This window comes from Roseateles sp. GW821-FHT09G09 (assembly GCF_059415965.1).
This window is the reverse complement of record NZ_JBWKOG010000009.1, coordinates 49,982-61,141: the sequence shown is the minus strand read 5'-3', so window position 1 is coordinate 61,141 and position 11,160 is coordinate 49,982. Positions and strand designations below refer to the sequence as shown.

The window sequence follows — 11,160 nt, the reverse complement described above, 5'->3', positions numbered from 1 at the left end:
CGGTCGCCCTGGGCGCTCAGAGCCTCACGCTGTCCAACGCCAGCGGCGGCTATGCGGGCACGCTCGGCGGCAGCGGCGGTCTGGCCGTCGCGGGCGGCTCGCAGTCGCTCTCCGGCGTCAACACCTTCACCGGCGCCACCTCGGTGGCCAGCGGCGCAGCCCTGACACTGACGGGCGCAGGCAGCATCGCCGCTTCCAGCGGCCTGTCCAACGACGGCCGCTTCGACATCTCCGGGACGACCGCGGGCGCCACGCTGAAGGCGCTGACCGGCAGCGGCACCGTCGTCCTGGGCGCTCAGACCTTGACCTTGTCCGACGCCAGCGGCGCCTACGCCGGCAGCATCGCCGGCAGCGGCGGCCTGACCGTGGCCGGCGGCGCCCAGACGCTCTCGAGCGCCAACGGCTTCACCGGTGCCACCTCGGTCGCCAGCGGCGCGGCGCTGGCGCTGACGGGCGCGGGCAGCATCGCGGCCTCCAGCGGGCTCGCGAACAATGGCAGCTTCGACATCTCCGCCACGACGTCGGGCGCGACGTTGATGGGCCTGACCGGCGGCGGCAGCGTCGCCCTCGGCTCACGGACCCTGACCGTCGCCAACGCGAGCGGCGGCTATGCGGGCACGATCGGCGGTAGCGGCGGTCTGGCCGTGACCGGCGGCACGCAGTCGCTGTCCGGCGCCAACACCTTCACCGGCGCCACCTCGGTCGCCAGCGGAGCGACCCTGGCGCTGTCGGGCGCAGGCAGCGTCGCCGCTTCCAGCGGATTGACGAACAACGGCAGCTTCGACATCTCCGGCACGAGCACCGGCACCAGCGTCCACTCCCTCGCCGGCAGCGGCAGCGTGGCGCTCGGCAGCAAGACCCTGACCATCGACACGACGGCCACATCCTTCACCGGCGCGATCAGCGGCAGCGGCGGCGTGCGGCTCAACGGCGGGCAGTGGACCGTCGGCAACGCGCAGGCCTACACGGGCCTGACCATCCTGGCCGCGTCGACGCTGCACGTGAACGGCAGCCTGGCCGGCGGCGTGGACGTGCGCAGCGGCGCGGTGCTGCAAGGCAGCGGCGCGATCGCCGGACCGGTGACGGTCGCGTCGGGCGGCAAGCTGTCGCCGGGCAATTCCCCCGGCGTGATGACGGTGGGCGCCAGCGTCAGCCTGGCGCCGGGATCGACCTTCGAAGTCGACATCAACGGCGCGACGCCGGGCAACGGCGCGGGACACCACGATCAGCTCGTGCTGACCGGTGCCGGGAGCAAGTTCAGCGCGAACGGCGCGCAGCTCACGGTCAATCTCGTCGGCATCTCCGGCCTCGGCACCTACACGCCGTATGCGCCGTCGCTGGGGCAGCGCTTCCAGATCGTCACCGCGCAGGGCGGGCTGGATGCGACGACCTTCGGCGTCCTCTCGCAGCCCACCGGACTGAAGGCGGGCACGCGGCTGCGGGCGCTCTATTCCGCCAACGGCGTCGACCTGCTGGTCGTGCCCACCGCCTACCTGGCCCTCGCCCGGGCCCAGGGTGCCAACCTGAACACGCAGTCGGTCGCCTCGGCGCTGGACGTGATGGCGGCGGCGCAGGACGGCGGCACCGCCACCCCGGCGCAGACGACCTTGATCAACACGGTCGGCGGGCTCGGCGAAGCGGCGCTGCTCAGCACGATGCGCTCGCTCAGCGGCGAGATCCACGGGGCCGTCGCGGCCGCCCTGCCGTCGGCCGGCCAGCGCCTGCAGGACGCGGTGACCCGGCACGTGTCCGCCCCGGAATCACGCCAGCGCGGGCTCTGGGTGGACTACAGCGGCGGCAGCAGCCGCTGGGCCGCCGATGGCGCCTCGTCGTCGGCGCGCACGCGCGACCGCCACCAGATCACGATCGGCTTCGACGTGATGAACGACGGCACCAACGGCTTCGGCGTGGCACTGTCGCAGTCCAACCAGAAGCTGCGCTCCGACAGCGGCGGCAGCGGCGAGGTGAAGGACACGCTCGGCATGGCGTATGGCCAGATCGGGCTGGGCGCCGGCCTGATCGTCGACGGGCAGATCGGCGGCGGCGGCGGCAAGGCCCTCAGCAGCCGTGAGGATCCTCTGGCGGCGCTCGGCCTGAGCCAGGGCCAGCTGAAGACCGACGCCTCCACGCGCCAGGCCTTCGCCGGCATCGGCGTGCGCACGGCGATGAACTACGAGAACGTGCGGCTGGTGCCGTATGCGCGCGTCGAGACGCAGCGGGTCAAGCGCGATGCCGCAGTCGAGGACTCGGGATCGCTGGCCGCGTTGAATCTCGGCAAGCTGTCGGCCGGCGGCGGCCGCATGGAGGTCGGACTGGGCGTGGGCTCGACGGACAAGGATCCGGGCACCGCGCGCTTCACCTTCGGCGGGCGCCTGGCGGTGGGCCGCGAGTCGGGGGCGCTGCGTCGCCTGCTGGTCGATGCGAGCCTTGTCGGCGCGGCCATCCAGATCCAGGCGCCGCGTGTCAGCCGCCAGTACCTGCGTGCGGAACTGACAGGGACCTGGCTGGTCATGCCCGGCGGCTACGTCTACGCCGGCGTCAGCGGGCAGACCCGGGAAAACCGGACGGACAGCTCGTTCATGCTGGGCGCCATCGCCACGTTCTGAGGGGTCGGACGGCGACATACGGGAGGTTAAGCTGAGGCTCAAGGAGCGAGCGATGAACGTTTCCAAGACCTCGGCCTATGGCGAGCGCGTCGGCGCCGTCAGCTACCGTTTCGACAGCCTGCGCGAGCTGATGGCCAAGGCCACGCCGGAGCGCTCGGGCGACCGGCTCGCGGGCGTCGGCGCCGAGTCCGAGCAGGAGCGCGTCGCCGCGCAGATGGCGCTGGCGGATCTGCCGCTGAAGACCTTCCTCACCGAGGCCGTGGTCCCCTACGAAGACGATGAGGTCACCCGCCTCATCGTGGACACGCACGACGCCGCGGCGTTCCAGGCCGTCGGCCATCTGACGGTCGGCGGGCTGCGCGAATGGCTGCTCTCCGACGCGGCCGACACGAAGACGCTGACTCGCCTCGCGCCCGGCCTCACGCCGGAGATGGTGGCCGCGGTGAGCAAGATCATGCGGAACCAGGACCTGATCCTGGTCGCGCGCAAGTGCGAGGTCGTCACGCGCTTCCGCAACACGCTGGGCCTTCCGGGCCGCCTGTCCACGCGCCTGCAGCCCAACCACCCGACCGACGACGCCAGCGGCATCGCCGCCAGCGTGCTGGACGGCCTGATGTACGGCAGCGGCGACGCGGTCATCGGCATCAATCCCGCCACCGACAACGTGGCCCAGGTCGGGCATCTGCTGCGCCTGCTCGCAGAGGTCATCGAGCACTTCGAGATCCCCACGCAGAGCTGCGTGCTCACCCACGTGACCAACACGCTGCAGTGCATCGAGCGCGGCGCGCCGGTCGACCTGGTGTTCCAGTCCATCGGCGGCACGGAAGCGACCAACCGCAGCTTCGGCGTCGACCTTAAGCTGCTGGCCGAGGCGCGCGCCACAGCGCTGTCGCTGACGCGGGGCGCCGTCTTCGACGACGGCCAACGCGGCCGGCACGTCATGTACTTCGAGACCGGCCAGGGCAGCGCGCTGTCCGCCGGCGCGCACCACGGCTGCGACCAGCAGACCATCGAGGCCAGGACCTATGCGGTGGCGCGGCACTTCGAGCCGCTGCTCGTGAACACGGTAGTCGGCTTCATCGGGCCCGAGTACCTGTACGACGGCAAGCAGATCATCCGCGCGGGACTGGAGGACCACTTCTGCGCCAAGCTGCTGGGCCTGCCGATGGGCTGCGACATCTGCTACACCAACCATGCCGCGGCCGACCAGAACGACATGGACGTGCTGCTCACGCTGCTGGGCGTGGCGGGATGCAACTTCATCATGGGCATCCCGGGCTCGGACGACGTGATGCTCAACTACCAGACCACGTCTTTCCATGACGCGCTGTATGCGCGACGGGTGCTGGGCTTGCGCCCGGCCCCGGAGTTCGAGCGCTGGCTCGAGCGCATGCGCATTGCGCAGCCGGGCGCGCCGGGGCATCTGGTGGATGGCATGTCCCCCGCCTTCGCAGCCTTGCTGCCTTCCTCCTGAGCGCGGCCTTCATCCTGAGCCTGAGCCTGACCATGAGCGACGACCTCCTGATCACCAACCCCTGGCGCACGCTGCGCCACCTCACGCCGGCGCGCATCGGCCTGGGCCGGGCGGGCGTGAGTCAGCCGACGTCCGCGCATCTGGCATTCCAGCTGGCCCATGCGCAGGCGCGGGACGCGGTGCACCGCGAGCTGGATCATGAGGCGCTTGGCGAATCGCTGCGGGCAGCGGGAATGGAGACGCTCGATCTGCACAGCGCGGCGATCGATCGGGCCACCTACCTGCAGCGGCCGGACCTGGGACGTCGGCTCGACGACGCCTCGACGGCGCTGCTCGGTGCCTCCGCGGTGACAGATCCGCCGGACCTCGCGCTCATCGTGGCGGACGGCCTGTCCGCCTTGGCGATCGAGCGCCATGCCCTCGCCTTCATCTCGGCGCTCAGGCCGATGCTCGCGAACGATTGGCGGTGGGCGCCGGTGGCGATCGTCCGTCAGGCGCGGGTGGCGATCGGGGATCCGATCGGTCACGCACTGGGCGCGAAGCTCGCCGTGGTGCTGATCGGCGAACGCCCGGGGCTGAGCTCGCCCGACAGCATGGGCGTGTATGTCACTTGGGACCCTCGGCCAGGTCGCGTGGATGCGGAGCGCAACTGCATTTCCAACGTGCGGCCGGAAGGGCTGGCGCCGGACGCCGCCGCCGCGCGACTGGCGTGGTTGCTGAACGAGGCGCGAGCCCGTCAGGTGACAGGTGTTGCGCTCAAGGATGAAAGTGCCGACGCGGCGCCGGTGGTCGAGACGAGGGAGTCGTTCCGGCTGGATACGCGCTGAGGACTGCCACGGCCGCTGGCCCTCACCCCCGCCCTCTCCCGCAAGCGGGAGAGGGAGTCATGCAGTTCAAGGCGAAACGAAGCTCTCCTTGCCCGCCTTCTTGTCGTCCTCGGCGATCTTCACGTCGACCTCGTCGACGACGCCGTCCTTGTTGCGGTCGTGCAGGTTGAACATGCCGAGGCCGGCGGCCATGAACTCTTCCAGACTGATGCTGCCGTTCTTGTCCTTGTCGAGCACGCCGAAACGGACCTTGGCCTGACGCATCTGGCGCTGCAGTTCCTCGCGGCGCTTCTCCGGATCGGCGATCTTGCCGATGCGCTGCATCAGCCGGCCTTCGAATTCGCCGAGGTACTCGGCTTCGCTCAACTGGCCGTCGGCATTGAAGTCGATGCGCACGAACTCGACCTCGCGGCCCAGCTTGAACTCGGCGAGCAGCACCTTGCCGTCGCCGTTGAGATCCTGCTCGGCGATGAAGGTCGTTGAGGAGTGCGAGGCGGCCAGGACCGGCAGCGAGGCCAGGCCCAGGACGGCGGCCATCAGGGAATGTTGAAAGATCGTCTTCATGGCTGGGGCTGCACTTCGATCGTCAGGGTGGCCGTGGTGCTGATCCACAGCGCGGGGTTGTCCGCGGAAGCGCGCCGCACGCGCACCTGCAACAGGTGGAGACCGGCCGTCTTGGGCTTGAAAGTCACCTCGCCGGCGGCGTTGGTGCTGAAGTCGAGCTCGGGCTGCTTGTGGCTGACGTAGTTCTGACCGTCGGCGATGACGGTCAGCGTCTCGCCGGCCAGGGGCTTGCGGTTCTCGCGCACGCGCACGGTGATGGGCTCGCCGGCATAGAGTTCATAAGGCTTGGTCACCGGGAAGATCTCGACGCCTTCGGTATCGAAGTCGACCGCGCCGGGGCGGCCGCGGGTGACGTAGACGTCGGCGCGGGTGATGCTCTGCACCTCGATCGGCTTGTCACCGGGCTTCGCGTCTTCCGCGCGCTCGGAGAAGACCACCTTGCCCTCGCGCAGCACGCCCTTGGCCAGACGGCCCTTGCGCACGCCCGACGACACGAGGTAGGTGCCGTTGCCGGCGCCCAGCGGCACCTCGAGGTAGCTGGCGTCCTTCAGCACGGCGGCCGGCGTCAGCGGCAGCTTCTTGCCGTCGGGGCCGATCACCTGGAAGGTGTCGGACTTCATCGCCACATCGGGGCGCAGGTCGCCTTCGGCGAAGGACGCCTCGACGGTCACGTGCTTGCGCTGCTCCTCGGCGCTGAAGGTGTTGGGCTTGAGGTAGGGCGAGTGGGCCTGGGCACCCGCGCACAGCAGCAGCGGAGCAAGCCAGGGGCCGATCTTCTTGAATGGGGAGAAGGACATGACGGTAGATGCCGGATTGAGTCGCTCGGCACTATAGATGAGAATTGCTCGCAATTGCGAATTATTGTCAACAACAGTGGTCGAGCCTGGCCGTGGGGTCGCTGGGGCCAGGTGTTGCGCGGCGCGACGGCATCTACTTCGACGTCAGCTCGATCGCATCGTCCTTGCTGCCGCCTCGCAGTCGAGCAACATGCAGCGCGACCAGCTTGTCTTCCGGACGGCTCTCCGCGAGCGCCTCGAACGCGGCGAGCGCACCGTCATCGCCACCGCGCATCAGCTCATACGCCCGTGCGTAGGCGTGATCGACCTCCCCGTCGACACCCTCCGCCGACACGGCCTCGTGGACCATCAGGTACGACGATCGGCCCGCCAACCGCAGACGACCGATCGGCCTCGCCACTGCGCCCGGGCAGTGGCGCAGCGTGTCCTCCGACACGCAGAGCGACGTCCCCAGGAACTTGTTGGCGCCCTCCAGCCGCGCCGCCGTGTTCACCGGGTCGCCCAGCGCGCGGTAGTCGAAAAGCGTCGCGCCGCCGAAGTTGCCCACCGTCACCGCGCCGGTGTGCACCCCGATCCGGGTGTCGCAGAAAGGGATCCCCTGGCGAAGGAGGTCCTCATGGTGCGAGCGCGCGAAGGCCTGCATCTCCAGCGCGCAGCGCAATGCGCGCCTCTCGTGGTCGGCCTGCGGCACCGGCGCCGAGAACATGATGGCCACGGCGTCGCCCACGATCCGGTCCAGCGTGCCGTCATGCTTGAACGCGATGGCGATCATCCCGTCCAGGTAGGTGTTCAGCACCGTCACCGCCACCGCCGGATCCATCGATTCCATGCGCGCCGTGAAGCCTTGCAGGTCCGTGAACACGAAGCTGCATCGCTGTCGACGGCCGCCCAGCTCCAGTGCCTGCGGATGGGCCACCAGGTAATCGATGAGGTTCGGCGAAACGTAGCGCGAGAAAGTCGTCTGCATCCAGCGCTGGCGTCGCTCCGCCCATCGGTACCGCAGCAGCGTGGTCGGCGCGAACACCATCGCCATCGCGATGATGGGCGCGCCCGGGTCCAGCAGCAGCCCGTGCAGGCGGAACCCCCACCACGCCGCCAGACCGGTTCCTCCCGCCAGCAGGACGAAGATGGCGACCGACCGTCCCGGCCTCGTCGTCATCGCCACGACCGCCACGGCGATGCAGCCGATCAACGCGGCGAGCCACTCCGTCGCGGGCGCCCATCCGGGCCTCAGCAGCTGTTGGCCCGACAGGATCTGCTCCAGGGCCTGCGCATGCACCTCGACGCCGGGGATCACGCCTCCCAGCGGGCTGAATCGCAAGTCCAGCAGCCCTTGGGCCGAGGTGCCGACCAGGACGAGGCGGCCGCGCAGCGCATCGGGCGGCACCCGGCCTTCGAGCACCTGCCATGCCGGGAGGTATCGCGCCGGCTGCGGGCTCGCGTAGTGCACTGACAAGGAGGCGGTCCGATCGGTCTCGAGCACCTTCGTGCCGATGCGCAGGTTCACCACGCCGCCATCACCGTCGGCGGTCCGCACGCGGTAGCTGTCCGCGCCCGCCGCCACGCGCAGCGCCTCTGCGGTCAGCGAGGGCACCAGCCGCCCTTGCAGGCTGAACATCAGCGGCACCTGGCGCACGATGCCGTCCACGTCCGGCATGAAGGTCATCGCCCCTTGACCCGTCGCGGCGACCTGCAGGTCGTGGAGGTTGCTCACGCTGCTCGAGAAAGCCGGGATCGAGCGGATCGGGTCGCCCCCCGCCGCGATGAAGCCGGCCTTCGACAGCAGGTCGTCGCCAGCGGCTCCGCCCGCGTCGCGGCCGCTCTGCGGCCCGGTCAGCGCGAAGCCGAGGACCACCCTGCCACGGCGCAGTTCCTCGGCCAGCGTCTGGTCGGGCTGGGTGGACGGCGCGTCGTCGTATCGGGCGCGGGACTGCCCCTCCCGCTCGGGAAACATGATGTCCAGCGACACGGAGGCCGGTTCCAGCCGCCGCGTGGCCTCCAGCAGCCTGGCCACCTGCGCCCGCGACCATGGCCACTGGCCGACACGCCGCAGGCTCTCCTCGTCGATGTCGACGATGCGCACGGCGGGCGTCAGGTAGGGCCTGGGGTGCCAGCGTTGGAACTGGTCGAACACGGCGTTGCGCGCGGTGCGCAGCGGCACCGGGCTGGCCACGATCAGCGCCAGCGCCGCCACCAGGGCGCCGAGCGGCACCAGCCAGGCCCAGCGCGACATGCCGGCGCCGTGATCACCCATGGGTGTCCGTGGCGTAGAACGGCGACGCGTCGTCCACGTCGATCTGCGCGGGGTCCAGATGCTTGCGGGCAAAGTCGAGATAGACGCCCGATGCGAGGAACAGGTTGAAGATGTCCGGGTCCACATGCGGCCCGGCCATGCGCTTCAGCACGGCCAGGGCCTCGGACAGCTTCTTGGGCTTCTTGTACGGACGGTCCGAGGCCGTCAGCGCCTCGAAGATGTCCGCCACGGCCATGATCCGGCTCGGCACCGACAAGCGGTCCGGGCCGAGCTGCCGCGGATAACCCTTGCCATCCATCCGCTCGTGATGCGTGCCGGCGTACTCCGGCACGCGGCGCAGGTGCTTGGGGAACGGCATCTGCTCCAGCATCGTGATCGTGTGGACCATGTGCTCGTTGATCTTGTAGCGTTCCTCCCGCGTCAGCGTCCCGCTGCGCACGCCCAGGTTGTGCAGCTCGCCGCGGTTGTAGAGGTGTTCCGGCACGTCCATGCGGAATCCGAAGGACGGATCGGGCCGGTCCTCCGGCGGCCGCCGCACGATGTCCCGGGGACGATCCGACAGCAGCGGCTCGCTGTGCGGCAGATCGGGGGCGGGCTCGTCGGCGCAGCTTGCCAGCTCGGCCGCCGACAACCCGAGCCGGTCGTCGAAGTGCCGCATCCAGCGACGCGCGCCGATCCGATGCAGCTGCTCCACCGCGCCGTCGTCCATCGTCTCGGTGCCGACGTTGCTCCTGGCCACGAACGCGAAATCGGCGTCGAGCCGGGCCAGTTCGGCCTCATGGGCGGCCTGGGTCTCGCCGGTCCAGGTCCCGTCCAGGCGGGCCCGCAGCGCGGCGATCTCCAGGTCGCGGCGCAGGACCTCGAAACGCATCCGCACCTCGTGGATCCGGTTGTGGATGGTCTCAAGCTTGGTGGCCTTGTCGATCACGTACTCCGGCGTGGTCACCTTGCCGCAATCGTGCAACCAGGCGCCGATGCGGAACTCCTCCCACTCCTCGTCCGAACGGAATGCGAAGTGCTTGAGCGGGCCTTCCGTGGTGTCACTGGCCGCGCGCGCGAGCATCATCGCGAGCTCCGGCACACGCTCGCAGTGGCGGCCGGTATAGGGACTCTTCGCATCGATCGCGTTGGCGAGCACGCGGATCAGGCTGCCCATCAGTTCCTTCTGCGACTCCACCAGGGACAGGTTGTCCAAGGCCACCGCGGCCTGCGCCGCCATCGCCTCGACCAGCGTCACGCTCTCGGGATCGAAGGGAACGATCACGCCGGTGGCCGGGTCCAGCGCATTCATGAACTGCAGGACGCCGACCGGCGCGCCGCCGCGGGGCGCGATCGGCACGGTCAGCATGGAGACCGTGCGGTACCCGGTGGCGACGTCGAACGCGCGCGTGCCGGTCAGGTCGAAGCGGGACTCGGCATAGACGTCGTCGATGAGGACGGCGCGGTTGTGCAGCACCGTGTAGACGGACACGAAGTTCTCGTTGGGCCGACCGGTGTGCTCGTTGTACAGCGGGATCTGCTGCGAGGGCAGCGGATCGCTGCGGGTGCGCAGTTCGAAGCGCAGCGTCTGCTGGTCCGTCACCATGTACATCGTGGCGCCGTCGCAGTTGAGCAGCCGGCGGCCTTCGCCGAGCAGTTGCTGCAGCAGCGCCGGCCGGTCCCGGCTCATGGACATCATGATGCAGGTCTCGATCAGGCCCTTGAGCCGGACCGCGTCGACGGAGCGCGCCGGGTGGCGGAGGTCGTGAGGCGTCATGTTCAGCGCTTGAAGATGATCACGCCTGAGACGTTGCCGATGCGGCTGTCGAAGCCGTAGGCCAGGCCGGCCTGCGTGCCCGACGCGCCCGCGATCTGGCCGATCACCGACACGTTGTTGCCCAGGCTCCCGCTGCATCCGCCCTGGCAGCCGGTGCCGGTGCTCGAGATCAGCGAGACGCCGGAGAAGCCCGAGGCCGAGGTCTGCGTGGCCACGCCGACCAGCGAGAAGGTCTGGCCGGCGACCGGCACCGAGAGCGAGTAGCTGGCCCTCCCGCCGAGCTGGAGTTGCAGCGCGGCGGTGAAGGAGCCGGTGGCGCCGTTGACGGCGCCGGTGGCGACCAGCTTGCCGTCGGACTGCACCGTCGGCGAGGTGGAGGCGAACGACGAGAAGGTGCCGATCACGGGCCCGGTCGGTGTCGCGGCGATGGCGAAGTAATGCAGCGTCGCCAGATTGCCATTGCCCACGCCCTGGCCGTTCGACGTGCCCTTGACCTTGCTCTGGCCGTCGATCCAGCGTCCCCAGCCGATGACGCCGTTCGAGCCGACGTCGGTCGGCTTGCCCTTCTCGAGCATCGACTTGCCTGTCGCGGGGTTGTCCGCTTCCAGCAGACCGCCTTGGGCGTTGAAGGTGGCCGATGCCTGCGTCAGGCCGGACGCGACCTCGCCCTTCTCGGTGCTCCACACCAGACCGAGCGTCACGTTGCCGTTGGGCAGCGGCCTTACCGGAGGATTGGGTGCCGGCCCAGGTCCAGGTGCAGGTGCAGGTGCAGGCGCGGGTGCGGGCGCGGGCGCGGGTGCAGGTGCAGGTGCAGGTGCAGGTGCAGGTGCAGGTGCAGGTGCAGGTGCAGGTGCAGGTGCAGGTGCAGGTGCAGGTGCAGGT

The 11,160-nt window shown here is 69.8% G+C and carries 8 protein-coding genes; 3 read left to right on the top strand and 5 right to left on the bottom strand.

Annotated elements, in window-relative coordinates:
- From AC07O8_RS22630 to eutC, 3 genes are all read left to right on the top strand, one after another.
- The coding region (locus tag AC07O8_RS22630) for an autotransporter outer membrane beta-barrel domain-containing protein (protein WP_495050190.1) at window positions 1-2,606 on the top strand (2,606 nt) is incomplete at its 5' end.
- A 52-nt stretch (window positions 2,607-2,658) separates the two neighbouring features.
- Window positions 2,659-4,080, top strand: a complete 1,422-nt coding sequence (locus AC07O8_RS22625; protein WP_495050189.1) for an ethanolamine ammonia-lyase subunit EutB — start codon at window positions 2,659-2,661, stop codon at window positions 4,078-4,080.
- A 32-nt stretch (window positions 4,081-4,112) separates the two neighbouring features.
- On the top strand, window positions 4,113-4,907 hold the full coding sequence (gene eutC / locus AC07O8_RS22620; RefSeq protein ID WP_495050188.1) for an ethanolamine ammonia-lyase subunit EutC: 795 nt from the start codon (window positions 4,113-4,115) through the stop codon (window positions 4,905-4,907).
- 66 nt (window positions 4,908-4,973) lie between these two features.
- Here eutC and AC07O8_RS22615 read toward each other — a convergent pair whose 3' ends face one another.
- The 5 genes from AC07O8_RS22615 to AC07O8_RS22595 all read right to left on the bottom strand — a co-directional run bounded on the left by AC07O8_RS22615 (window position 4,974) and on the right by AC07O8_RS22595 (window position 10,979).
- Complete coding sequence (locus AC07O8_RS22615; RefSeq protein ID WP_495050187.1) at window positions 4,974-5,471, bottom strand: CREC-EF hand family protein; 498 nt, start codon at window positions 5,469-5,471, stop codon at window positions 4,974-4,976.
- A complete protein-coding gene (locus AC07O8_RS22610; RefSeq protein ID WP_495050186.1) occupies window positions 5,468-6,268 on the bottom strand; it encodes a DUF4198 domain-containing protein in 801 nt (266 codons plus the stop codon). Before AC07O8_RS22610 ends, AC07O8_RS22615 begins: the two co-directional genes overlap by 4 nt.
- A 133-nt stretch (window positions 6,269-6,401) precedes the next feature.
- Window positions 6,402-8,522: a CHASE2 domain-containing protein gene (locus tag AC07O8_RS22605; protein ID WP_495050185.1), complete on the bottom strand. Its 2,121-nt coding sequence runs from the start codon at window positions 8,520-8,522 to the stop codon at window positions 6,402-6,404.
- Entirely contained in the window at window positions 8,515-10,278 is a 1,764-nt protein-coding gene (locus AC07O8_RS22600; protein WP_495050184.1) for an HD-GYP domain-containing protein, read from the bottom strand. The genes AC07O8_RS22605 and AC07O8_RS22600 overlap by 8 nt, the downstream gene beginning before the upstream one ends.
- 2 nt (window positions 10,279-10,280) lie before the next feature.
- On the bottom strand, window positions 10,281-10,979 hold the full coding sequence (locus tag AC07O8_RS22595) for a hypothetical protein (protein WP_495050183.1): 699 nt from the start codon (window positions 10,977-10,979) through the stop codon (window positions 10,281-10,283).
- Window positions 10,980-11,160 lie beyond the last annotated feature (181 nt).

What these genes read in the sequence shown, in the direction of transcription:
- eutC (WP_495050188.1), top strand. Translation starts at nt 4,113, where the DNA reads ATGAGCGACGACCTCCTGATCACCAACCCCTGGCGCACGCTGCGCCAC.
- AC07O8_RS22615 (WP_495050187.1), bottom strand. Translation starts at nt 5,471, where the DNA reads ATGAAGACGATCTTTCAACATTCCCTGATGGCCGCCGTCCTGGGCCTG.
- AC07O8_RS22625 (WP_495050189.1), top strand. Translation starts at nt 2,659, where the DNA reads ATGAACGTTTCCAAGACCTCGGCCTATGGCGAGCGCGTCGGCGCCGTC.
- AC07O8_RS22600 (WP_495050184.1), bottom strand. Translation starts at nt 10,278, where the DNA reads ATGACGCCTCACGACCTCCGCCACCCGGCGCGCTCCGTCGACGCGGTC.
- AC07O8_RS22605 (WP_495050185.1), bottom strand. Translation starts at nt 8,522, where the DNA reads ATGGGTGATCACGGCGCCGGCATGTCGCGCTGGGCCTGGCTGGTGCCG.
- AC07O8_RS22610 (WP_495050186.1), bottom strand. Translation starts at nt 6,268, where the DNA reads ATGTCCTTCTCCCCATTCAAGAAGATCGGCCCCTGGCTTGCTCCGCTG.